This is a genomic window from Pseudomonas sp. GV047 (genome assembly GCF_003058245.1).
Taxonomy (GTDB): domain Bacteria; phylum Pseudomonadota; class Gammaproteobacteria; order Pseudomonadales; family Pseudomonadaceae; genus Aquipseudomonas; species Aquipseudomonas marginalis.
The window spans coordinates 210,470-233,932 of record NZ_QCWA01000007.1; the positions used below are offsets into that span (position 1 = coordinate 210,470).

Here is a 23,463-nt window from a genome sequence, read left to right on the forward strand (position 1 = left end):
TCATTGCCTCCTTCATGAGTGATTGATATGACCCTTTCTTCAGGATTGGCCGGTCAGGCGGGCACTGTTGCGCCGACGCTTGCCCGCACGAACGTCACGACGGCCACACGCATGCTGGCTATCGATGCGCTGCGTGGTTTTGTGATGCTGTTGATGCTCATCGACCATGTGCGCGAAACCTTCTTGCTGCACCGGCAGGTCACCGACCCGATCGACGCCTTGAGTGTCACCCCGGACCTGTATTTCACCCGTATGCTCAGCGAGATCTGCGCCCCGGCGTTTATCTTCCTGACGGGCTTGTCGGCCTGGCTCTACAGCCAGAAACACAGCGCCCGCGAAACCTCGGTGTTTTTGCTCAAGCGCGGGCTGTTCCTGGTGTTCCTGGAAATCACCTTCGTGTGCTTTGCCTGGAATGCCGAATTCCCACCCAAGACGTTGTGGCTGCAAGTGATCTGGTGTATCGGCCTGTGCATGATCGTGCTCGCCGGTTTGCTGCACTTCAAGCGCGCCTGGCTGATCGTGCTGGGGGTGGCGATTGTCGCCGGGCATAACCTGCTCGACGGCGTGACCGTCGGGCCGGAGTCGCCGTTCTTCGTGCCCTGGTCGATCCTGCATCAGCGGGTGTTTATCGACATTACCGAATTCACCCGCGCCCGCACGACGTACCCGATATTGCCGTGGATCGGTGTGATCCTGCTGGGCTGGGGCATCGGCCCGTGGTTTGGCAAGGCAATGCCGTCGGCCGAGCGTATCTCGCGCCTGGTCAAGCTGGGTGCAGGCCTGCTGGTCGCGTTCGTGTTTATCCGCTACCTCAATGTGTATGGCGAGAAACCCTGGGTGCAGACCGGTGATGCGCTGCGCACCTTCATGAGCTTCATGAGCGCGAAGAAATACCCGCCGTCGCTGATGTTCCTGATGCCCACCCTGGGCCTGTCGCTGCTGCTGTTGGCGCTGTTCGAGAAGTGGCAGGCCCGCTGGGCCACTGCGACCCTGGCGATCTACGGTGGGGCGCCGATGTTTTTCTACTTGCTGCACCTCTACGTGCTCAAGGCCATGTACCTGGTCGCGCTGGCGATCTGGGGCGCTAACCAGGGCACCTACTACGGGTTTGACGACCTGCCCATGGTGTGGTTGTGGAGCGTGATACTCGGGGTGTTGCTGTTCTTCCCGACACGCTGGTTCGCCGACCTCAAGCAGCGTCGTCGCGACATCGCGATGCTCAAATACCTCTGACGGAACCAACGGTGTTCTGCGCCCTGCGGAACACCTTTGCCTGACACGTTCTGGAGTCAAATCGTGAAGATGCTATCGACCCGCACCCTGCTATTGGCATTGGGAGGGCAGAGCCTGCTCGCCTTCGCCGCCGAACAAGACACCGCCAACGGCTTTATCGAGGACAGCCAGTGGAACCTGCTCAACCGCAGTGTCTACGACCGCCGCGACTACCAGCATGGCGCCCTCAGCAACGGCGCACGCAACGCCTACAAACCTCGATCCCAGCGCAGCGACCTGGCGGAAGAATGGGCCTATGGCCTGATGGCTGACTACGCCTCGGGTTTCACCACCGGCACCCTGGGTTTTGGCCTGGATGCCCACGTTTATTCCGCCTGGCAATTGGACAGTGGCGGTGGGCGCGCCGGGAAGGCACGGCTATTGGCGGTGGACAATGACGGCCACCCCAAGGAGCAGTTCAGCCGCGGTGGCGCAGTTGCCAAACTGCGCGTTTCCTCAACCGAATTGCGCTACGGCGAGCAGCGGGTGAAAACCCCGGTGTTTGCCTCGTCCGACAGCCGCTTGCTGCCCGAAACCGCGACGGGATGGTGGCTGACCAGCCGCGAGTTGCCGGCCACCACCCTGTTCGCGGGGCACTTCAATGAGAGCACCGACCGCAACGCCAGCAGCCATGACCGAGGGTTTGTCGTCAACTATTCCAATGGCAGGCAAGGCGATCGCTTTGACCTGGTGGGCGTGCGCAATACGGCAATCAAGGGGCTGAGCGCCAGCGTCTTCGGCGCTGTCTATGAAGACACCTGGCGCCAGCATTACCTGGGGGCGGTCTACACCCGGCCGCTGTTTCCCGGCCAGGCACTGACCGTTGACCTGAACCTGTATCGCACCCAGGACACCGGCAAGGCGTTGTCCGGGCGCATCGATAACACCACATGGAGCCTGCTCTCGACCTATCGGTTCGGTGCCCACAGTGTGGGCGTGGGCTATCAGAAAGTCAGTGGCGACACGCCGTTCGACTACGTGACGCGCGGGGCGATTTACCTGAGCAACGCCGTGGCGCTGTCCGACTTCAACGCCCCCCGGGAAGCGTCGTGGCAGGCGCGCTATGACCTGGACCTGGCGGCCCATGGCATGCCCGGCCTGAGCCTGGCGGCGTTGTATATACGCGGCAGTGGCATCGACGGTCGCCACATGGATCCTCGCGGCGGCTACCAATGGCTTGGCTATGGTGATGGGGGCAAGCATTGGGAACGCGACCTGCAGGCACGCTACGTGGTGCAGTCCGGTGTCGCGAAAAACCTCGCCTTTACCCTGCGCCACGCCGTGCACCGGGGCAATGCGGCCCAGGCGGAACTGGATGCCAACCAGATCCGCCTGGCGGTCGAGTACCCGTTGGGCGGACGCTTGCACTAGGTCGGCGTTACTCCTGCAACTGCAACGCCTGCTGCTTGAGCTGGCGTTTCTGCGCGAACGGCAGCTTTTCATCGTCCCCATAGGGCGCGCTGTACCAGTTGCCGTAAGTCGGGTTGGGCAGCAAAAACCAGCGCTGCCCGAGCCAGTTCACATAGGGTTCGACGGCCTTGCGCTGGGCCTCGAGGGTGTTGCGTTCGGCCTGGACGAAATCCCCCAGGGAATCACCGGCCATCAACAGCACGCGAGCATGGCTGGCGACCCATTGGCGGCGGCAGTTCTTGCCGTAGCCGGCGCTTTCGCAGTGCCCGGTAGGCGTGCTGGCGGCGAGCACCTGTTGATTGCTCTCGACCGGAAAACCGCGCAGGCGCAGGTTGGCCACCGTGGCCGCGACCTGGCTGTGTTCGCGGTTGGTCAGGTAGTAAACCTGGATGCCTTTTTGCTTCGCCGCTTGCAGGAACGCCACTGCACCGGGAAGGGCCTGGGCCTTGGCCTGGTCGACCCAGGTGTTCCAGCGGTCGTAGCCATACACCTGGTTATGGATGACGTCGCGGGCATTGAGCGGCACGTTGTCCAGCAGGGTTTCGTCAATATCCACCACCACTGCCGGTGGCAGGCCGCTCAGGTTGCGGGGCGGGAAGGGCAACGCGTCCCAGCTGGGATCGGCCAGGGCCACGTCGAGCTGGCGGGTGGCGTTGGCGAACACCTGGCGATAGATCAACTCGTGTTCGATGGAGGTCTGGGTCCAGAGTACGGCGTCGAGCTGGTCGTTGGCCGGCGGCGTTTGTTGGCAGCCTGCCAGCAGGCACAGGCTGGCGAAGATCAGGGGTCGCATGCAGAGGTCTCGCAGGGAAAGGGCGCGTGGGCCGCACCTTAGCCTAATCCCGCGTGGATTCACCACATTGCGAAATGTTTCGCCGGATGCGAAACTGACGTAATTGTGAATACTTATCATCTAGCACCAACCTTATCGCCGGCCCCGCGCATCCTGATCATCGAGGATGACGTGGAGCTGTGCACGCACCTGAGCAACCATTTGAGCCGTCGCGGCTTTGCCTTGAACAGTACCCAGTGCGGCGACCAGGGTTTGGACCTGGCGCTGCATTCGCCGGTGGAGCTGATCCTGCTGGACATCATGCTGCCCAATGAAAGCGGCCTGAATATCCTTGCACGCCTGCGGCATGCGCGCGGCACCCCGGTGATCCTGATGTCGGCGCTGGGCGCCGAGCAGGATCGCATCACCGGCTTCAGCCAGGGCGCCGATGACTACTTGCCCAAGCCGTTCAGCCTGGCGGAACTCGATGTGCGCATCGACGCCTTGCTGCGTCGCGTGGCGATTGATTGCGGGGTCGCGAAACCGCTCGCCCGGCATTCCACATCGGGACTGGACAGCGACGCACGCGATTTCACCTGTAACGGCCGCGCCGCCGGGCTGACGGCTTCGGAATTCCGTCTGTTGTGCACGCTGCACGCACACCGGGGCGAGACGCTGAGCAAGGCTTTCCTCTACCAACAGGTGCTGCATCGCCCCTACACCCGCCTGGACCGTGGCCTCGATGTGCATGTGTGCAACCTGCGCCGCAAGCTGGCGGCCATCGATGTGCAGGGTATTCGCATCGACGCGGTGCGCCATCAGGGCTACGTGCTGCTGTGCGACAGCGCCTGATGCCGCGCCGTCATCCGCTGCTGTGGAAAATGGCGGCGCTGCAAGTGTGCTTCTGCCTGCTGCTGGTGTGGCTGGTCTGGAGCTGGGGCTTGCAGGTGGAGCGCAACACCTACTTTCTGGAACAGCCGGATCGCATCGCGCTGGCTGCGTATGCCGCCGAGGCGGAACAGCTGGCGGCCCGCGGCGATGCCCAGGCGCTGGAGCGCTGGCGACTGGCGTTGCAGCAGCGCGAGCACACCTGGGTCGCGGTGCTGGATGACTACTTGCACAGTCTGGGCACCACGCCGCTGACGGCCGAACAGGTCGGCCACCTGACTTTCATGCGCAAGCTCAGTTGGCCGATGAGCAAGCGCCTGGACGATGAATTGCCCTACGTCAGCATCGCCTTCCCCCAGCACCCCGAGCGCGGGCGGCTGGTGATGCAATTGCCGGAGCGCCTGTTGCCACCGGGCCTGACGCCCTGGACCCATGTATTGAGCCACGGCGTGGTACCGGTGCTGTTGGCGCTGGGCCTGGGGTTGCTGCTGTATCGCCATTTGGTACAGCCGTTGAACGAACTGCGTGAGCGCGCCAACGCCTTGAGTGCCGGCGACCTCGAGCCCCTGGCCAGCAGCCGCGTGACCCAGCGCCCGGACGAATTGGGCGAGCTGGCACGCGCCTATGAACACATGGCGGGGCGCCTGCGCCAGAGCCTGCACCAGCAACGGCAATTGCTGCGCACCCTGTCCCATGAAATCCGCACACCGTTGGCACGCTTGAAGATCGCCAGTGAAAGCGGCCTGTCGCCGGCCCAGCTGGAGCAGCGCCTGGGACGGGAAGTGGAGGAGATGCGCCGGCTGGTGGACGACTCCCTCAACCTGGCCTGGCTCGACACCGAAAAACCGCGCCTGGAAGCTGAAACGGTGGTGGTGGCCTCGGTGTGGGAAGCGCTGGTGCAGGACGCGCATTTCGAAACCGGCTGGCCCCTGGATGCGCTGGTCTGCGAGCTGGACAGCGCCTGCCAGGTGCACGTGCACCTCAACAGCTTTGCCCAGGCCCTGGAAAATATCCTGCGCAATGCCATCCGCCACTCACCGCAACACGCCGTGGTGCGCTTGAGCGGCGAGCGTGACGGCGACAGCTGGTGGCTGGTGATCGAAGACCAGGGGCCGGGCGTGGCCGAAGGCGATCTTGAGCGCATCTTCGAAGCCTACCTGCGCCTGGATGGCACGGTGGGCAGCGGTTTCGGCCTGGGCCTGAGCATCGCCCGGCGCGCCATCGAACTGCAGCACGGCCGGCTGTGGGCCAGCCAGGGCACTCAAGGTCTGCGCATGAACCTGCGCCTGCCCGCGGCGAATGTTTAGAAAGTTAATGTTCTTTACTCGCAATTGCATCTGATTATCATCGGCGATCTTTGATGGCCCACCGCTATCGGTCGGGCTGACGTTTGGAGATCCGCGCATGTTCCGCTTGTCCCTGCTTGCCGTGAGTATTTGCAGCCTGTTGCCCGCCAGCAGTTTCGCGGTTGAAACCGAAGCCCCCGCGCAGATGGAGCTGCCGACCCAGACGGTACTGGGCACCGCACAGGAAGAGATCAAGCAGATGCCCGGCGTGTCGATCATCACCGCCGAAGACATCAAGAAACGCCCCCCGGCCAATGACCTCTCGGAGATCATCCGCACCATGCCTGGCGTCAACCTCACCGGTAACTCCAGCAGCGGCCAGCGCGGCAACAACCGCCAGATCGACATCCGCGGCATGGGCCCGGAAAACACCCTGATCCTGGTGGACGGCAAGCCGGTCAGCAGCCGTAACTCGGTGCGTTACGGCTGGCGTGGCGAGCGCGACAGCCGTGGTGACAGCAACTGGGTGCCGGCTGACCAGATCGAGCGCATCGAAGTCATCCGTGGTCCGGCGGCGGCGCGTTACGGCAACGGCGCGGCAGGCGGCGTGGTGAATATCATCACCCGGCAACCGGGCAGCGAAACCCACGGCTCGGCGACGATCTACCACAACTTCGCCCAGCACACGGCCGAGGGTGAGACCGAGCGCATGAACTTCGGCCTCAACGGCCCGCTGACCGACACCCTCAGCTACCGCGTGTATGGCAACATCGCCAAGACCAATGCCGACGATGCCGATATCAACAGCGGCCATGAGTCCGTGCGCACCGGTAACCAGGTCGGCACCTTGCCGGCGGGGCGCGAAGGTGTACGCAACAAGGACGTCAACGGGCTGCTGAGCTGGCAGTTCACCCCCGAGCAGACGCTCGATCTGGAAGCAGGGTTCAGCCGCCAGGGCAATATCTATACCGGCGATACCCAGAACACCAACAGCAATGCGAATGTGAAGAGCATGCTGGGCCATGAGACCAACATCCTCTACCGTGAAACCTATTCGGCCACCCACCGTGGCGAGTGGGATTTCGGCAGCAGCCTGGCCTACCTGCAATACGAAAAGACCCGCAACAGCCGCATCAACGAAGGCCTGGCGGGCGGCACCGAAGGCATCTTCGCCAACACCGATTTCTACACCACTGTGCTGCGCGACCTGACCGCCCACGGCGAGGTCAACCTGCCGCTGCACGCCGGTTTCGAACAGGTGCTGACCCTGGGCACCGAGTGGGTCGAGTCGCGGCTCGACGACCCGAGCGCCAACACCCAGACCACCACTGCCGGCGGCAGTGTCGCAGGGCTGACCAGCACCAACCGCAGCAGTACCTCGTCGTCACGCATCTTCTCGGTGTTCGCCGAAGACAATATCGAGCTGCGCCCCGGCACGCGCCTGACGCCGGGCCTGCGCCTGGACCACCACGACATTGTCGGCGACAACTGGAGCCCCTCGCTGAACCTGTCCCAGGTGCTCACCGACACGCTGACCTTGAAGGCCGGCATTGCCCGTTCGTACAAGGCGCCGAACCTCTACCAGCTCAACCCCAACTACCTGCTGTACAGCAATGGCCAGGGTTGCTATGGCTCGACCAAGAGCTGCTACCTGCAAGGCAATGCCGATCTCGAGGCCGAAACCAGCGTCAACAAGGAGCTGGGGATCGAGTACCGCAATACTGCCGGGGTGGTCGCCGGCCTGACGTATTTTCGCAACGACTACAAGAACAAGATCGAGTCCGGCCTGACGCCGGTGGGCACCGCTTCGGGCGGTTCTGGCACCACGGCCAACGCCAATATCTTCCAATGGGAAAACGTCCCCAAGGCACTGGTTGAAGGGCTCGAAGGCAACCTCACGTTGCCGTTGGCCGAGTCGCTGACCTGGACCAACAACTTCACCTACATGCTGCAATCGAAAAACAAACAGACCGGCGATGTGCTCTCGGTCACGCCCAAGTACACCCTCAACTCCATGCTCGACTGGCAAGCCACCGAGGCTCTGTCCCTGCAGGCCAGCGTGGCCTGGTACGGCAAGCAGACCCCGAAAAAGTACGATTACCACGGCAACCGTGTCACCGGCACCGGCAACAATCAACTGTCGCCCTATGCCATTGCCGGTGTGAGCGGCACCTACGCCATCAGCCAGCATCTGAGCGTTACCGCTGGCGTCGATAACGTTTTCGACAAACGCCTGTGGCGCGAGGGCAACGCCCAGGGGGTGAACAACATCGAAGGCGCGGGGGCGGCGACCTATAACCAGTCCGGCCGCACCCTGTACACCAGCCTGACGGCGTCGTTCTGATGGGGCGCGCGATCTTCCTTGCCTTGCTTGTCGCCCAGGGTGCCCATGCCAGGCCGGCACCGGACCAGTTGATGGACGCGCCGGTATTGCGCGAAGCCAGCGCCTATCGTTTCAGCACCCTGGAACTGGACTCCGCCGATGGTGCGCGGCACTACCGCATCTGGCTGGGGCAACCGCCCAAGGTCAGTGCCGCCAACCCTGTGGCGTACCTGCTGGATGGCAACGCGGCGATGGCGGCATTGGATACCGAGCTGTTGAATCGCCTGTCCCACCACCCGACGCCACCGGTGCTGGTGGCGGTGGGGTACGCCACGCCACTGCGTATCGAACGCAATGCCCGCACCTTCGATTACACACCGCAGGTGGGCGAAGGCATGCAACGCGACCCACTGACGAATGTGCCCAGCGGTGGGGCCGATCAGTTCCTCGACCTGCTCACCCGGCAGATCCGGCCCTTGATCAACCAGCGCCTCGCCGTGCAGCCTGCGCGCCAAGTGCTGTGGGGGCATTCCTATGGTGGGCTGCTGGTGCTGCACACCCTGCTGACACGCCCGCAGGCCTTTGATGAGTATGCCGCCGCCAGCCCCTCGCTGTGGTGGAACAGTGGGGTGATCGAGGCCGAAGGGCTGGGCTTGCAACAACGGCTGCAGGGCCGGCGGCCGAGGCTGTTGCTGATGCGTGGCGACGCAGAACCCGCCGGCCCGACGAGGTCGGCCACGCCGCAGGATGATGCCGCGGCCAAGCGCTTGCTGGTCAGGCTGCAAAGTGTCGAGGGGCTGACTACCCGCTACCAGACCTTTCCCGGCCTTGGCCATGGCCCGATGTTACCCGCGTCGTTGCGCTATACCCTCGAACACCTGTAGGCGTCATCAATCGGGTTGGCACACCAACGGCTGTCGCTCGTAGTTCAACGCCTTGTTCTGTGGCGCCAGCACATAGCTCGCACGGCAACGCTGTTCGCCCCACTTGATGGTCAGGGTGCCCCGGTCCTGCTCAACCAGCGCCAGGGCATTGCCGTTCGGGTCGGCAATTGCCAGTTGCTTGCCGTTGGCATCTTCCAATGAGGTACCAAACGACAGCGGCTTTCGTTGCGCATCAAACAACTCGAACAACACTCGCCGTCCGGTGGTGCCACTGTAATGCGCGACGACCACGGCCCCCCGGCGCGGTACCAGTTGCTGGGTGGCGTTGGTGATCTCCACGTTGCCCCCCAGGTCGCGGGTGTCGAGGCTGATCCAGTTCACCCGATAAGGTTGCGCCGTCGGGATCACCGCATAGCCGTTGGATCCGGTTTCCACACCGCTGTAACTGCTGATCTTCGCCCCGGAGATGCCCGGCACTTGAGCCAGCGCGAAGGTCTCGCTGACCGTTTGCCCCAGGTTGATACCGCCGGCATGGGCCACCACCGAACCTGCGAGGTTGACGTTCTGCGAGGTGTAGCCCTGGCCCTGGCTGTAGCCGAGGCTGACGTCGGCCACGGCGGTACGGCTGTTGATATTCACCGAGCCGGAATCGCCGCTGGTATCGCTGTGGCCCGCCTGCACCGAATAGAACGTGTCGCTGGTGTCGGCGACATAGCCGTTGATCCCCGCCTGGGTGGTGGTGTCGCCGTGTTGCCGGCTGGTGGTGACAAAGGCGCGTGGCGCGCGCGCTTGGCTGCCCAGCGGGAATGAGACGGACAGGTTCAACTGCGTGTCGCTGCTGGGTTCGCCCCAGGTGACGATCTGCTTGGTGCGTGTCACGCCCAGGTTGTAGCTCAGGTCGCCCCAGTGGCTGGTGTAGCCGGCGGAAAAACTCTGCGAGCCGCCGCGATTCCAGTAGCGCTGGTCGCTGGCATTCACGTACAGGCTGCCGAACGCACTGTTGCGTCCCAGGCTCTGGTTGATGGTCAGGTCGGTGCGGTTTTTTGAATGCCCGGTGCGAACGCGCACGTCTTCGCTGAGGTCCTCCACGTGGTCGGTGAGGGTGCGGTAGCCCTCGGTGGAGTAACGGTAGGCGGCCAGGGTGAAGTTGGTGTCGGTGCCGGCGAAGGTCTTGGCATATAGCGCACGCACGCTGCTGCCCTGGGTGGTTTGCCCGCGTGCCTTGCTGGACGAGTGGGTGGCGTCCAGGGAGAACGCGCCCAGCGAGGTGTTCTTGCCGGCGCCGACCGACACGGCGTTGTAGTCCTCGCTGGCCTGCAAACCGACGATGCCGCTGAGGTTGCTGGTCAAGCCGTACGCCAGCGTGCCACTGAGAAAACGCGGGGTCGCCAGGCCGTCGGCATTGCTCTTGAAGGTGCCCGCCGAAACGCTGTATTTGACCTGGCCTTCACGCACCATGATCGGCAGGCTGGAGAACGCCTGCATCGTCACGCGGCGGCTGCCGTCGGCTTCGGTCACGGTGATTTGCAGGTCGCCGTTGGAGCCGCTGGGGTAGATGTCGTTGATCTCGAACGGCCCTGGCGCGACGTTGGCGGTGTAGAGGATGTAGTCGTTCTGGCGAATTTCCACGGTCGCGTTGGTTTGCGCCACACCCCGGATCACGGGCGCATAGCCGCGTTCGCTGTCGGCGCGCATGCCTTCATCGGAGGCCAGTTTCAGGCCGCGATAGCGCACGCTGTCAAACAGGTCGGTGTCGGAGAAAATTTCACCGCCGCTGAACTGACCCTTGATCGCCGTCACATCATGCTGCAGGTAGGTGCGGTTGCTGGTGTAGGTGTTCGAGCGCCCGGTACCGCCACTCAGGTTCGATTCGTTGCGCAGACGCCAGGCGCCGAGGTTGATGCCGTTGCGCAGGCCGAGGTTATTGGCGATGCGGGTGTCGTAGTCGCCCGCAGTACGACTGCTGTTGAGCTGGTAGTTGATGAAGGCGGCGGGGACGCCTTCGTCCCACAGCTGCGGGTCGACATAGCCGCGCAAGCCACGTTGCATGGCCACTTGCGGAATGCTCGCCAGCAGGCGCAGGCGGCTGCTGTCATAGCGCACGTTGGCCTCTTCGATTATCTCGGCCAGGGCGTAGCAGTCCTGCGGGTGCTGCGGGTCGAGTTTGCCCTCGGCCTGCAAGCGGGCCAGGTCGATGCCCAATTGCTTGAGCAGGTCGAGGTTCAGGCAGGCTTCGACGCGACCGTTGTGGGGGTTGCGCTTGAAGTCGATATCGCGCCGGCCCACCAGCACCTCGTTGCTGTACAGGTCGACGCGGTAATTGCCCGGCAACACGCTGTTCGCGGAGAGCAACTGCTGCAGGTCTACGGTGGACTGTGCACCTTGCAGGAACGTGGTGTTGAAGCGCTCCGCAGGCTCATCGGCCATTGCCCAGGCCGGCAGGCTGGCGGCCATCGCGAGCGACAGTGTCTTCAACGTCAGTGCGCCGTGCGCGGGCCTGTTGCTGGAAAAAAAAGACATGCGAAGACCTGTGACATCCCGGGTTGGCGAACAGGCGGGCACGCAAACACGCACGCGAGGTGAGCCTGTGGATTAGAAAAGGGGCTTAGGGTTTGCGGCGTGATTCCGTGGCGTGCGCGGGGGCGGCAGCACCGACGGCCAGGGGCGCGGTGTACGCGTTCTGTGCACCGTAGTCATTGATGCTGGAAAACGACAACTGCACCGGCCCGCTGGCAGGCGTGGCGCCGAGGGGAAACTGTTTCTCCTCGCCGGGCGCGATCATGGTGGAGTCGCTGGCCAGTTGCGCCTGCACTTTGATGTCGGCCATGGACACGTGGTAGAGCGTCGGGTTTTTCACCCGCAGCAGGGTCTGTGCGCCATGTCTGGCCAGGCGCCACTCGAGCTGCGCTGGGGCCTGCAACGCACTGCCTGCGAGGCCGGCAGGGCGGTAGAAAATCTTGATGCGTTGGCGGATCGCCAGTTGCAGGGTGTTCTCGGCCTCGCTGGCCTTGGGGATCTCCTGCACGTTGAGCCACACCACCGACTCGCGGTCCGTGGGCATGCCGGCGCCCTCATACAGGATGCGCAGCAGTTGCTGTTCCTTGGCGAACACCCGCGCCAATGGTGGGGTGACGGCAAACGGTGCGCGGCTGCCGCTGGCATCGTTCATGTCGACCCAGGATTGCACCAACACGTCCTGGTTACCGTTGCGCACGGTGATATTGGCTTCCCTGTGGGCGCCATCGAACACGATACGGGTGGCATTCAGTGAAATGCTGGCGGCGGCCTGGGTAGCCATAAGCATGCCCAGCAGCACCAGGCTCATGGAGATAGAACGAGGCGGCATGAGGGGTATCCGGTGTCATCAAAAAGGGAATGGCGAGGCCGCATGGCCTCGCGCGTTCGGTGCACGGGGCGCCGGGGTTATTCGTATTGCAGGATGAACGGCAGGGTTGCATCACCGCGACCGGCGGTGGACGCACCGGCGGCACCGGTGGTGACGTAGGCCGCCGCGAAGCTCAGGGTAGCGTCGCCGCCTTCAGTGCCTTGACCGTGCATGGTGCTTTCGATACGTGCGGTGGCTGGCGAGCTCAGATCGATGAGCGTGCCTTTGCTGTCCAGGAGGGCGATACCGACGTTTTGCGCGGTGGCCGAACCCGGGTTCAGGGCCAGTACGTTCTTGCCGGTCACCAGGCCCGAACCGCCGTTGTTGGCGTCAAAGATCATCGCCACCTTGGTGCCCTGGTTGCAGTTGACGTTCAGGTTGAAGTCTTTGGCGGTAACGCGACCTGCGGTTGGGTTTTCCGCGGTGCCCATGTCCTTGATCGAGACGTTGCCCATGTCGACCGAGATGGTGCGGTCGGAGTTGGCGCCGTCCACCGAGCAGGCGTCGTTGTTGATCACGCCGGTGAAGGTGATTTTGCCGCTGCCGCCCAGGGTCGGAGTAGGCGCTGCCGTATCGTCGGCGAACGCACTGCCGGATGCGGCGATAATGGCCGAGGCGATAACAGCCAGGGAAAACTTCTTCATGATGATGTCCGTTAGTGTTAGTTGGAGAATGTAAGTACTGAATTGCCAGGAAAGAGTAAAAGGCGAGGTCGTTAATCAGAATAAGACGATTCTTATAAGTCGAAACTCAGGCGCACTGGTTACGCGTCAAGAACAGGCGGGGAGTCTGAAAATAAAGGGCGAAGCCATTGTCGGCGAATGGCTTGCAAGTGGTTCTTTAGTTGAAAATGTTACGCGCCAGGCAATAAGCGAGCAGGTCTTGGTCGCTGTTAACTTCAAGTTTGCGCATGGCCGATATCTTTTGTGCGCTGATGGTTTTTGAACTTCGGTTCTGGCTGCGTGCAATATCACTGACACTCATGCCGGAGATAAACAAGCGCAGGATCTCGAACTCTTTGGGCGACAAGCTGGTAAAGCGCTCGTCGAAGTCGGTGAGGGTTTCGATCACTGATGTCTTGGGCGGTTCCAGGCTGCGATAGGCGCTCTGCTGGGCAATGGCCTGGAGTGCCAGTTGAATCTCGGTGTGCAACTGGCTTTTCTGGATGATGCCGACCACACCCAGCTCTTGCAGGCGGGTGAGAATCAGGTGGTTGGAAATCATCGTGAGGATCAGGACCTGCACTTGTGGAAAATGCCGTTTCAGGTATTCCACCAACTTCAGGCCATCGCCGTAGGGCGAGTCGCCCGGCATGTTGTAGTCGGTGATCACGATGTCGGCGCCCTGGCGCTGCAGCAAATCGATCAGCCCGGCCGAACACACGGCCTCGCCGACCACTCGAAAGCGCGTGTCGCGTTCCACCAGCTCGCGAACGCCCAGCAACACGATCGGGTGATCGTCGGCGATTACCACGTTGAATTTTTTCATAAGGGGCCGTCCGTAGTGCCGGTTCAAGTGAGTGAAGAGTGCCCGGGCTGGAGAGTCTCCAGGACGGCCGACAGTCGCTGCATGACCGCTTTCACCTTGAGCGTAAGGTCAGTGTCGAGGCTGCCACGGTTAAGTGCGCTTTCCAGTTCGATGCAGGCGTGGGCCAGGTCGAGCGCCTGGACGGCACCCAGGGCGCCGGCCAGCGAATGCAGGCGTTGGCCAAGACCGTGGGCGTCGCGCTGTGCCAGGGCGGCGTCGATACCTTGCAAGTCCTGCTCCACGCTGCTGATGAACAGCGGGCGCATCTTCTCCGATAACTGCACGCTGTCATTGAATGACGCGGTGGCTGGCGCAACCGGCGGCTTGACCTTGCACAGCTTGATCAACTGGCCACGCAAGGTTTGCAGGCTCAAGGGCTTGACGATCCAGGCGTTCATGCCCACCGCCAGGCAGCGCACGCCTTCCTCGCGCATCGCATTGGCGGTCACGCCGACGATCGGCAACTGCGGGTCGTGCTCGCGCAGGGCCCTGGCCAGGTCATAGCCATTCATCAACGGCATATTCACGTCGGTCAGCACCAGGTCAAAGGCGTGCGGTTGCCACAAGTGCAGGGCCTGCTCGCCATTGGCGGCCAAGGACACCGAGCAACCGAGTGCTTCCAGCTGTTCCTTGATAATCGCCTGGTTGACCGGGTTGTCCTCGGCCACCAGGATATGCAACCCCAACTGCCCGGCACTTTGCAGGCGCGTCGCAGGCGGTTGCTCATGCTTGCCGTGTTGTGCCAGCGAGACCGTGGCGGCGATGGCACGTACATCGTACATATCCACCCTCCAACCCTGGGCCGTGTGCAGCGGCGGGCTGTGCGCACCTGGCAGGCACAGCACGCGCTGGCCGACCCAGGGCCGCGCGGGGTCGCCGGCGAACAGGTCCACCAGCACCGCGTGGCGATTGTCCTGTTCCTGGGTGGGCGCCGCCAGCGCCGCCGCAATGCCCAGGCGGTTGAGCCAGTCACTCATTGACTGTGCCAGCTCGCGCACCGGTGCCTGCACATACACCGGCGTCGGGCTGGGCTCGATCAGCGGCAGGTTGGTCAAGGCACCGCCACACAGCGGCAGGCGCATTTTCAATGTGAAGCTGCTGCCCAGGCCCGGCTCGCTGACCACTCTGATCTCGCCGTCCATCATCTGCGCCAGCCACCGGCAGATCGGTAATCCCAGCCCGGCGCCGCCTTCGCTGGCGGTGTCCGGTGCCTGGTAAAACAGATCGAACAGCTTGGCCTGCTGCGCCTCGGGGATGCCCACGCCGGAGTCGGTGACTTGCCATTCCAGCTCAACGTGGTTGGCGTCCTGTGCCGTGACCCGGGCGCGGATCACCACGCGGCCGATGTCGGTGAACTTGATGGCGTTGCTCACCAGGTTATTGAGAATCTGGCGAATCCGCATCGGATCGCCCATGACGCAGTCCGGCAGTTGCGGGTCTATGCAGCTGTAGAGCTGCAAACCCTTGCGCTGGGCGAAGGCGGCGTAGGTGTGCAGGGTGTCTTCGAGCATGTCCAGCGGGCAGAAATCCACGGCTTCTATCGCCATTTGCCCGGATTCGATTTTCGACACATCGAGCACATCGCTGATCAGTTGGAACAGCGTGCCGGATGAGCGCTGGATGGTCTGCAGGTAGGTTTTCTGGTGCGGGTCCAGATCTGTCAGCCCGAGCAGTTCAAGGGTACCGAGCACGCCATACAGCGGTGTGCGGATTTCATGGCTCATGGTTGCCAGGAACAGGGTCTTGGCCTCGTTGGCCGCATCGGCGGCGCGGCGGGCGTCTTCCAGGGCCTGGGCGTCATCGATATGACGGGTGATGTCGTTGAACGCATACAGGCGCACGTCTTCGGCCTGGTAGCGGGTCGACACGAAGCCGATCTGCAGGTGCCGGCCTTCGATCTCCAGGTGCGTCTCGCCGCTCTCGGCGCCCTCAGGTGTACCGGCCATGGCCGCTACCAGGCATGCGGTGCCCGGCCATTGCTGGGCGCGCTGGTTTTCGATAAGCACCTTGCCGTCGCTGCGGCGCACCACGCATAGGCCGGTGGGTGCGGTGTCGATGATCACGCGGCTGAACGCCACGCTTTCGGCAATGCGCTCGTGGGCCAGGCGCGCCGGGTTGATTACCTGGCGCCGATACCAGCGGCTGCCGCCCCAGCCGAGGGTGATCAGGCCGCCGAGAAACAACGCCAGGCTGCTCAGCGGCCACAGCGCAGAGTGGAAGAAGTGCGCGTAGTTCAGGCCGTAGACCGCGCTCCAGGGCCGGTCACCGGCCTGGGTCATCTTGAATTCGAAGCCATCGGCGTTGAAGTGCACGCCATCGCTGAGCGATGCGTCGACGTCGGGCCCGGCCAGCCGCTGGCCGTCGGGCCCCATCAACGTGAGGCGATCGAATGCCGAGTGATCCAGGGCGCGCTGTACATCGTCGACCCGCGACAGGTCGAGCAAGGTGCCGACTACCGCCTGTTCCTGACCGCCAAGTGGCAGGCCGATATACGCCAGCAAATGTTCGGCGGCGGGACCGGCTTGCCAATACACACGGTTTTGTTCCAGGGGCTGGGGCGTCTGCTCCAGGCGTTGTTGCACTGCGTTGACCAGCGCCACCAGGTTGCCCGTGTCCTCTGTGCTTTCGCGACGTTGGTAGCCCACGGACGGCACGGTAATGGTGTAGTTCGCCTGACGATTGAACAGGAAGGTTTGTGGTGCCTCGTAGGGCGACGAGGACCAGAAGGCGCTGTAGTAGCTGGTCAGGTGGGCGCCCAGCGCGAAAATCTGCGGCCGGGCAGCGACATTGACCTGTTGCTCATCGAACTTGGCGCTGAAGGGCACCGAAAACGAATACTTCTGGCCTTCGTACAGCGTGCGGTGGTTGTCGACCATGCGGCTTTTCAGGCTGACCTGCACATGGGTGGCACGCAACAGTTCGGCCTGGATGCCCGGGTGGGTCAGGCTCTTGAGATAGGACTCCTGCTCCTGCAGGTTTTCCATCAGCCGCGCGAAGTGAAAGCGCGTGGCGCCGTAGCGGGTTTCGATCCCGCGTTGCAGTGACCAGTAGTTGGTCAGGACCAGCAGCAACGCGATGCCAATCAGCACCATCAGGCCTTTGTTCAGGCGCAATGAGCTGCGGGTGAAAGCTTCGAGGATCGCGTTGTTGTGCTTCATCAAGGGTTTCCGCGGGCGCAGGATAAATCGGCACTGGATGGAGCTTACTCCTTAATACGGGGTAAATAATCCGGGGCCGGCTGCTAGTGAGATGTCGCAGGGCCATCATTGTTCAGTAGTTGTTGAAATTGATCCGGCGACACCGCGTGGGAGATCAGAAAACCTTGCACCTGGTTGCAGTCGATCTTGCGCAGGAGCGCCAGTTGCTGGGGCGTCTCCACCCCTTCGGCGACCACGGTCAGGCCGAGTTTGCGGCCCAGCGCGATGATGCTCGCCAACGCCTGGGCAATGCCTTCGTTGTCATGGCTGCCCTGGACCAGCGCCTGGTCGATCTTGAGTTCGGTAAACGGCGTGGACACCAGGTTCAGGTACGAGCTGTAGCCCTTGCCGAAATCATCCTGGGACAGCCCGAACCCCTTGATGCGCAGGCGGCAGGCACCGGCATAGAAGTTACTGATGTCCTGCGGCACCGAGCACTCCATCAACTCGAAGCAGATCATCCCCGGGATGCCATCGTGGTGCAGCACGAACTCCAGCAAACGGTCCGCCAGGTCGTGGCTGTTGAGCAGGTGGGTGGGCAGGTTGATCGACACCGGGATTTCATAGCCACGCTGGCGCCAGTGTTCCTGGGCGTGGATCGCCTGCTTGAGCACCAGCCACAGTAGTCGTTCCTCCAGTTCGAAGGCCTTGATCGCCGGCAGGAAGGCACCCGGCAGCATCACGCCTTGCTCGGGGTGCATCCAGCGCACCAACGCTTCGGCGGCGACGATACGGCCGTTGGCCAGGGATTTTTTCGGTTGGAACCAGGCCTGGAACTGGCCGGCGCTCATGGCCTGGATCAGGCTGTGACGGTCGATGTCCACGTGCTCGGGCATTGCGGGGGAGGGCTTGCACACCCTGTTCCTGAGTTGTTCCACCAGGCTGCGCAACGCATCGGCGGCAACCGGTTTCGAGATCAGCCCGATCACCTCCACATCGAGGTTTTTTGCCACCAGGCTGGCCGCCATCAACATGCGTCGCGACGCAGCGCTCATGATCGCCAGCGCCGGCTTGCAGCGCAGGCTGGCCAGGCACTGGATAAACTGCACGCCGTCCATGCCGGGCATCAGCAGGTCGGTCAGTACCAGGTCGAAATCCCGCTGGCGCAGCTGCTCCAGCGCTTCTTTGCCATCCGCGGCGGTTTCGAGCATGAACTCCCCCAACTCACTGAGCAGGTGCTGCAGGTAGATGTGCTGCAGGGGATGATCCTCAACAATCAAAATACTAAGGGGCTTCATGGGTGATCCGTGCATAAGGCGCCAGGGAGTTGAATAGAGCCCGCAACGCAAAGGGTTTGACCAGGCAGTGGTTCATGCCGGCGGCCAGGCACAGGTCGGCCTCGCCGCGCATGGCGTTGGCGGTGGCCCCGATAATCGGCAACGGGCAGCCCTGGCGGCGCAGTTCGCGCGCCAATTCATAGCCGTTGATATGGGGCATGTTCACGTCCGTCAACACCACGTCGAAGTTGCCGGCGGTGTACAGCTGCAACGCTTCCCGGCCATCGGCCGCCAGCTCCACGGTACAGCCGAGCTCTTCGAGTTGGTCACGCAGTATCAGCTGGTTGATGATGTTGTCCTCGGCCACCAGCAGGTGCAGGTTGAGTTTATTCAGGTCACGCTGGCGCGTGTGCTCATCGGCGCGGGCCACCCACAGCCCTTGCGCCTGGCTGACGGCCTGATGAATAGCGCCCAGGTGGTTGAGGTTGACGTGCCAGGCACCGGCGTCGGCCTCCAGGGCCGTGCAGGCGTTGCTGCTGACGTGAATCACCGGGCCCGGCCACTCGGGCACCAGCAACGGGTCGATGCTGCCGGGGTGCACTTGCAGCAGTAGATGATTGTCCGCCAGGGTCGGCAGGCCGGTCTGGGCCCTGGCGCCCCAGCGACGCAGCCAGCCACTGACCGAGTTGGCCAACTCCGGAATCGGCGAGGCCACGTAGATAGTCTCGGCCAATAGGGGGGGCATGGGCGGGGTGGGGGCCTCTTCCAGCGGCAGGATCAGACTGAAACTGCTGCCCAGGCCGAGTTCGCTGACCATGCGGATATTGCCGTTCATCAACTCCGTCAGGCGTTGGCAGATCGGCAGGCCCAAGCCGGTGCCGGCGACCACATTGGTGTTGCCTTCACTCTGGTAGAACGGTTCGAAAATCATCGCCTGGTCTTCCTGAGCGATGCCTTTGCCGGTGTCCGAGACTTGCCACAACAGGCTGGAACGCTCGCCGTCGCGGCCCAGTACTTTGACCCGCAGCACCACGCGCCCGTAGTCGGTGAACTTCACCGCGTTGTTGAGCAGGTTGTTGAGTATCTGACGGATGCGCGTCACGTCGCCGATCAAGCGTTCCGGCAGCGTGGGATCAAAGCAGGCGTACAGTTGCAGGCCCTTGCCCTGGGCGGCTGCGGCGTAGCCCTGGATGATTTCGTGGACCAGGTCCAGGGGCGAGAACTCGCTCAACTCCAGGGCCAGTTGCCCGGCCTCGATCTTCGACACATCCAGCACGTCGCAGATCAACTGCAGCAGCGTCGAGGAGGAGCCTTCGATGGCATGCAGGTAGTCCTTCTGCTGGGCGTCCAGTTGCGTGCGCGCCAGCAATTCCAGGGTGCCGAGCACGCCATACAACGGTGTGCGGATTTCATGGCTCATGGTTGCCAGGAACAGGGTTTTGGCGGCGTTGGCGGCATCCGCCGATTGGCGTGCTTCTTCCAGCGCCGCCTCGACTTGCTTGCGTGCACTGATATCGCTGAACGCGCAAAACAGCACGTCCTCGCCGCGATAGCGGGTGGGGGCGCTGCTCAGGTACAGGTGGCGGCCGTCGATGGTTTCGAAGTAGTCACTGTGTTCGCTCGGCTCGCAGGCAAAGGCCTGCTCGATCCAGCCGGCGCGCAACGCCTCACGCTCCGGGCCGTGGCCCAGCCACTGTTGGGCCAGGGTGTTTTCCAGCACCACCTGGCCGTCGGTGCGGCGCAGCACGCAGAGGGCAACGGGCGCGGTCTGGATCACGTCGCGGCCGAACGCCTCGCTTTCGATCAAGGCCTGGATGCGATGGATCGAAGGGATGATGAAGCGCTGGTCGACGCGGCGCATCACCAGCCAGATCAACGTCAGGCTGAACAGGCAGAACAGCAGCGAGCCGAGCAACTGTTTCCACAGGCCGGTGACCACCGCGCGCAGGTCGATGGAGTACATCAGTTGCCAGTCCGAGGACTTCAGATGCTTGCGGATCACCAGGTGGTCGGGCAGGAAACCACTGCCGACAAACCCGAAAAAATTGTCTTCCCTGGGCTTGAGGCGTTGCTGGCTCAGCTGTGAGTCGTGACTGTTGGTGAAGACCAGCATGCCCTGGGAGTTGAGCATCATGAATTCGCCGGCGCTCTGGTCGCTGAGGGTCTGGGACACTTCGCGGCTTTCCATTTCCAGGCCCAGCCAGCCGGAGCGAGGGTCGCGCTCATCCAGGCGAATGAAGATGTAGAGGTGCGAGTGCTGCTCGGTCTTGTCGCTGAGCCACAGCTCCTTGAGTGTGCCCGGGTCGCTGTTTTGCAGGGCCTTGAGGCGGTTGAGCATGCATTTGGAAATCGGCAGCACCTGCGCAGTGGAGTCGTACAGCCGCGTCACCTGTGGGGTCGGGCCGGTGTTCACGTAGAGCAGGTTGACCTGCTTGGCCTTGAGGTAATCGCGCATGCGCGTGGTCAGCCAGATGCTCCACTGGTTGCCTGGCGTGTCACCCAGTTGCAGGTGTTGTTCCTCCTCCGAGGGTGGATAGATCCTTGCCTGCTTGCGCACTGCGGACAGGCTGAGGCTTTCGAGCAGGGCCTCGCGGTTGGTGAAAAAAGTGTGGGCTTCGGCGATGGCGCTGCTCATGTAGCCGCGGCGCTGGGAGATGTCGTTGTTGAACGTCGACAGTAGAAAGGTATAGACCCCGCTCAGGATGCCGATCAGCAGTACGGTCGCAAAAATACGAAGCAGCCTTCTGGCTGCTTCGGGTCGGGAGAGGACGGGGTTGATCTGGAGCAGATAACTTTTCAATCGCATCGGCGCACTTTAAACAGCACGGTGCACCGGGGGTATAAGACGATCCTTAAAACGGGCCTACTTGTAGTACATATCCACCACCACGGCGGCGTCGAAGGCACCCGGGATCGGCAAGGTGCGCCATTTCAGGTCGGCGCGGAATTCATCGTGGCTCTGGCCCAGCCCCATCAACTCTTGCAGCGTGAACCAGTTATTGAACGGCAATTGCTGTTGGCTCTCGGCGCGGGACAGCGCGATGCCCACCGAGCTGTTGTTATCCGGCACCAGCAAGCCATTGATCACACTGCCGCCCCCCGCCGTGCTGGCGAAGCGTGCGCTGATGGTGTAGGGCGTGTCGCAGCCCTTGCGCAGGTTCAGGCTGAAGTTGGCGCTGCTGGCCACTTCACCGATGGCAGCCTTGCGCGACGGTGTTGGGAAGTTGACCACGCTGGGGGTGATGGTCAACTCGGGGGTACAGGGCACGAAGCGGATATCGTTCATGCCGGTGACCACGTAGTTGAAATTGCTGTTGGGCCGCGAGTTGAGCCCGCGCACGCCGTCGAGCTGGAATACCCGGTAGGAGGTCAACGTACTGGCTTGCCCGCTGGGTGGCGTGGGGTCGTATTTCTCGATGAACACGCTGAAGTTGAGGGTAAAGCGCGCCTTGTCCCAGCCGACGCAATTGGCCAAGTTGCAGCCTCGATCGGAATAGAAGCCGGTACCGACCTTGCCGGTGCTTTGGGTAATCGGCTGGTTGTTGTAGCGAATGCCCACGCGAATACCCGTGCCGATACTCACGCCGGCCGGATTGACGTAGAAATACACTTCTTCGCGGCCATGGCCGTAGTCGTCCTTGCAGATCACATCGGTCGAGCGCGGGCCCGACTCCCAGATGATGGTGCCGTTGGGCGCATCGGCGGCCACCGCCAGCGCAGTACCCAGTGCCTCCTGGGTGATGATCGAGTTGGTGCCGTCCTCACGGCAGGCCAGGGCGTGGCTGGTAGCCGGCAGGACCGCATAGGCCCACAGCAGCATCGGTAAGCAGTGTTTGGTGAGTGACATGGGGGCAGATACTCCGCGATCTATCACTTGAGCGCCGCACTATGGCGGGCCTGCAAGCCGATATCGGTGATTTCGGTGAAGTGAAGGGGGGTGCCTTTGGCCAGACGTCTCGGTGCGGTGAGGGTTTTGCTCTCATGGGGTTTGAGCAGCAGGTAATCGCTGAGCGCCAGGCTGTCGGTCTGCACATTGACCAGCGACAGGTGAAACGCGCTGGGGTTACTGACGGTGATAGTCGGCCCGTCGTCGCTGCGCCATGATAATTGCCGCACCGCCTCGGCCGAGCCACCCTTGAGCGCGGGCGGCCGATAGAACAGCTTGAGCCGTTGGCGTATTGCGAACTGCACGCTGTTGGCGTCTTGCGCCTTGAGCGGAATTTCCATGACGTTGAGCCAGAACAACGACTCGCGATCGGCGGGCAAGCCTTCCCCGGCATACAGGATGCGCAGCCGGTGATGTTCTCCGGCGCCCAGTCGCACCAGCGGTTCGGGGGTGGCAAACGGCACGGGGCCTGCGGCTGAATCGTCCTCGCCGGTGACCCAGGTTTGCACCACGACGTCACGCGGTGCCTGATTGACCACGCTGATACTGGCGGCCTTGTCCTGGCCGAAGTAGATCAGGCGCGTGCCTTCGATCTTCAACGCAGCACGGGCGGGTGGCGGTGCGAGAGCCAGCAGCGCACAGGCCAGCATCGCCATTCTGAGTAGAAACATGAGCACAATTGAAATCCATGGGAGCGTGTGGGGACGCAGCCCATGGTAGGGAGAGGTGCGCGCGGGGGCTTTCAGGCGATTCTTAAAAGTGTGCCGGTGTACCGGCTTAGCGTTTCAGAATCGCCTTAAAGTCAGGTTTGCCGCCCGACGGTTAACGTAGCGGCGTTGAATGATCGACGCTGATGCCCAACTGTCAGGTTTACCTATGTCCAATAAAGCGTTACGCCTTCTGATTGCCGATGCAGACCTTCTGCAACGGATCAAGATCGAGAAAATGCTCAACCAGATGGGCTATCACCGTATCGCCCCGATTGGTTCGTTCGACGAACTGCTGGCGTTGACGCGTTCCCCCGGCGTGGCATTCGACCTGTTGATCATCAACATGGCGCTGGTGCATACACGGGAGGTGAACCTGTTGAAGTACTGCCATGACAACCCGCTGATCCGCCACACACTGGCGTATGACGGCCAATGTGCGCAGAGTTCAAGGGTGTCGGTGTCGGTAAGCCAGACCTTGCATTTGTCGCTGTCGCAATCGCCGGACTTCAACTCGCTGCGCCGTTGCATGGAGATGGTCGATCCCTTGCACACGCCACAGTCACTGGAGCGCCCGACGCTGCGCGCAGTAGACACGGAGCGCATGGCGCCCCGGGTCAGTAAGGGTTCAATAGGCACGCGTGCGTTTTGCCCCGGCGACCCGGCGGTGGTCGCGTGTGCGATCGGGTTGTCGCCCAAGCGCTAGGGG

At 62.7% G+C, this 23,463-nt stretch carries 17 protein-coding genes; 7 read left to right on the forward strand and 10 right to left on the reverse strand.

The window, feature by feature from the left end; translation table 11 throughout:
* Positions 1 to 27 precede the first annotated feature (27 nt).
* A complete protein-coding gene (locus C8K58_RS19820) occupies positions 28 to 1,233 on the forward strand; it encodes a DUF1624 domain-containing protein (protein WP_027607471.1) in 1,206 nt (401 codons plus the stop codon).
* 69 nt (positions 1,234 to 1,302) lie between these two features.
* On the forward strand, positions 1,303 to 2,643 hold the full coding sequence (locus C8K58_RS19825; protein WP_371921655.1) for an OprD family porin: 1,341 nt from the start codon (positions 1,303 to 1,305) through the stop codon (positions 2,641 to 2,643).
* 7 nt (positions 2,644 to 2,650) lie between these two features.
* Here the strand turns inward: C8K58_RS19825 and C8K58_RS19830 are convergent, their stop codons facing one another.
* On the reverse strand, positions 2,651 to 3,475 hold the full coding sequence (locus C8K58_RS19830; RefSeq protein WP_108574169.1) for a 5'-nucleotidase, lipoprotein e(P4) family: 825 nt from the start codon (positions 3,473 to 3,475) through the stop codon (positions 2,651 to 2,653).
* Positions 3,476 to 3,580: 105 nt separating this feature from the next.
* Here C8K58_RS19830 and C8K58_RS19835 point away from each other — a divergent pair, with 105 nt between their 5' ends.
* From C8K58_RS19835 to C8K58_RS19850, 4 genes are all read left to right on the forward strand, one after another.
* Positions 3,581 to 4,306, forward strand: coding sequence for a response regulator transcription factor (locus tag C8K58_RS19835; RefSeq protein WP_108574170.1), 726 nt, complete (start codon positions 3,581 to 3,583; stop codon positions 4,304 to 4,306).
* Complete coding sequence (locus C8K58_RS19840; protein WP_027607475.1) at positions 4,306 to 5,649, forward strand: sensor histidine kinase; 1,344 nt, start codon at positions 4,306 to 4,308, stop codon at positions 5,647 to 5,649. Before C8K58_RS19835 ends, C8K58_RS19840 begins: the two co-directional genes overlap by 1 nt.
* A gap of 97 nt (positions 5,650 to 5,746) precedes the next feature.
* Positions 5,747 to 7,972: a TonB-dependent siderophore receptor gene (locus C8K58_RS19845; RefSeq protein ID WP_065940263.1), complete on the forward strand. Its 2,226-nt coding sequence runs from the start codon at positions 5,747 to 5,749 to the stop codon at positions 7,970 to 7,972.
* Positions 7,972 to 8,835, forward strand: coding sequence for an alpha/beta hydrolase (locus C8K58_RS19850; RefSeq protein WP_065940262.1), 864 nt, complete (start codon positions 7,972 to 7,974; stop codon positions 8,833 to 8,835). The genes C8K58_RS19845 and C8K58_RS19850 overlap by 1 nt, the downstream gene beginning before the upstream one ends.
* Before the next feature lie 6 nt (positions 8,836 to 8,841).
* Here C8K58_RS19850 and C8K58_RS19855 read toward each other — a convergent pair whose 3' ends face one another.
* The 9 genes from C8K58_RS19855 to C8K58_RS19895 all read right to left on the reverse strand — a co-directional run bounded on the left by C8K58_RS19855 (position 8,842) and on the right by C8K58_RS19895 (position 22,718).
* A complete protein-coding gene (locus C8K58_RS19855; RefSeq protein WP_108574171.1) occupies positions 8,842 to 11,355 on the reverse strand; it encodes a fimbria/pilus outer membrane usher protein in 2,514 nt (837 codons plus the stop codon).
* 85 nt (positions 11,356 to 11,440) lie between these two features.
* Positions 11,441 to 12,181, reverse strand: a complete 741-nt coding sequence (locus tag C8K58_RS19860) for a molecular chaperone (protein ID WP_108574172.1) — start codon at positions 12,179 to 12,181, stop codon at positions 11,441 to 11,443.
* Between the two features lie 77 nt (positions 12,182 to 12,258).
* Complete coding sequence (locus tag C8K58_RS19865) at positions 12,259 to 12,864, reverse strand: fimbrial protein (RefSeq protein ID WP_065940259.1); 606 nt, start codon at positions 12,862 to 12,864, stop codon at positions 12,259 to 12,261.
* A gap of 196 nt (positions 12,865 to 13,060) precedes the next feature.
* Positions 13,061 to 13,708, reverse strand: coding sequence for a response regulator (locus C8K58_RS19870; protein WP_027607481.1), 648 nt, complete (start codon positions 13,706 to 13,708; stop codon positions 13,061 to 13,063).
* A gap of 23 nt (positions 13,709 to 13,731) precedes the next feature.
* Positions 13,732 to 16,905: a hybrid sensor histidine kinase/response regulator gene (locus tag C8K58_RS19875; protein ID WP_108574173.1), complete on the reverse strand. Its 3,174-nt coding sequence runs from the start codon at positions 16,903 to 16,905 to the stop codon at positions 13,732 to 13,734.
* A gap of 83 nt (positions 16,906 to 16,988) precedes the next feature.
* Complete coding sequence (locus C8K58_RS19880; protein WP_027607483.1) at positions 16,989 to 18,182, reverse strand: EAL domain-containing protein; 1,194 nt, start codon at positions 18,180 to 18,182, stop codon at positions 16,989 to 16,991.
* Entirely contained in the window at positions 18,169 to 20,967 is a 2,799-nt protein-coding gene (locus C8K58_RS19885; protein WP_027607484.1) for an ATP-binding protein, read from the reverse strand. Before C8K58_RS19885 ends, C8K58_RS19880 begins: the two co-directional genes overlap by 14 nt.
* Positions 20,968 to 21,024: 57 nt before the next feature.
* Positions 21,025 to 22,008, reverse strand: coding sequence for a fimbrial protein (locus tag C8K58_RS19890; protein WP_098479077.1), 984 nt, complete (start codon positions 22,006 to 22,008; stop codon positions 21,025 to 21,027).
* A gap of 23 nt (positions 22,009 to 22,031) precedes the next feature.
* Entirely contained in the window at positions 22,032 to 22,718 is a 687-nt protein-coding gene (locus tag C8K58_RS19895) for a molecular chaperone (protein ID WP_223841607.1), read from the reverse strand.
* A gap of 205 nt (positions 22,719 to 22,923) precedes the next feature.
* Between C8K58_RS19895 and C8K58_RS19900 the strand changes: the two genes are divergently transcribed.
* Positions 22,924 to 23,460 carry a hypothetical protein gene (locus tag C8K58_RS19900; protein ID WP_027607487.1) on the forward strand — a complete coding sequence of 179 codons (537 nt, stop codon included), beginning with the start codon at positions 22,924 to 22,926 and terminating at the stop codon, positions 23,458 to 23,460.
* Positions 23,461 to 23,463: the final 3 nt, after the last annotated feature.

Bases quoted from the DNA above. Each gene is read 5' to 3' on its own strand.
- C8K58_RS19820 (WP_027607471.1), top strand. From the start codon at position 28: ATGACCCTTTCTTCAGGATTGGCCGGTCAGGCGGGCACTGTTGCGCCG.
- C8K58_RS19825 (WP_371921655.1), top strand. From the start codon at position 1,303: ATGCTATCGACCCGCACCCTGCTATTGGCATTGGGAGGGCAGAGCCTG.
- C8K58_RS19830 (WP_108574169.1), bottom strand. From the start codon at position 3,475: ATGCGACCCCTGATCTTCGCCAGCCTGTGCCTGCTGGCAGGCTGCCAA.
- C8K58_RS19840 (WP_027607475.1), top strand. From the start codon at position 4,306: ATGCCGCGCCGTCATCCGCTGCTGTGGAAAATGGCGGCGCTGCAAGTG.
- C8K58_RS19845 (WP_065940263.1), top strand. From the start codon at position 5,747: ATGTTCCGCTTGTCCCTGCTTGCCGTGAGTATTTGCAGCCTGTTGCCC.
- C8K58_RS19850 (WP_065940262.1), top strand. From the start codon at position 7,972: ATGGGGCGCGCGATCTTCCTTGCCTTGCTTGTCGCCCAGGGTGCCCAT.
- C8K58_RS19855 (WP_108574171.1), bottom strand. From the start codon at position 11,355: ATGTCTTTTTTTTCCAGCAACAGGCCCGCGCACGGCGCACTGACGTTG.
- C8K58_RS19860 (WP_108574172.1), bottom strand. From the start codon at position 12,181: ATGCCGCCTCGTTCTATCTCCATGAGCCTGGTGCTGCTGGGCATGCTT.
- C8K58_RS19865 (WP_065940259.1), bottom strand. From the start codon at position 12,864: ATGAAGAAGTTTTCCCTGGCTGTTATCGCCTCGGCCATTATCGCCGCA.
- C8K58_RS19870 (WP_027607481.1), bottom strand. From the start codon at position 13,708: ATGAAAAAATTCAACGTGGTAATCGCCGACGATCACCCGATCGTGTTG.
- C8K58_RS19875 (WP_108574173.1), bottom strand. From the start codon at position 16,905: ATGAAGCACAACAACGCGATCCTCGAAGCTTTCACCCGCAGCTCATTG.
- C8K58_RS19880 (WP_027607483.1), bottom strand. From the start codon at position 18,182: ATGAAGCCCCTTAGTATTTTGATTGTTGAGGATCATCCCCTGCAGCAC.
- C8K58_RS19885 (WP_027607484.1), bottom strand. From the start codon at position 20,967: ATGCGATTGAAAAGTTATCTGCTCCAGATCAACCCCGTCCTCTCCCGA.
- C8K58_RS19890 (WP_098479077.1), bottom strand. From the start codon at position 22,008: ATGTCACTCACCAAACACTGCTTACCGATGCTGCTGTGGGCCTATGCG.
- C8K58_RS19895 (WP_223841607.1), bottom strand. From the start codon at position 22,718: ATGTTTCTACTCAGAATGGCGATGCTGGCCTGTGCGCTGCTGGCTCTC.
- C8K58_RS19900 (WP_027607487.1), top strand. From the start codon at position 22,924: ATGTCCAATAAAGCGTTACGCCTTCTGATTGCCGATGCAGACCTTCTG.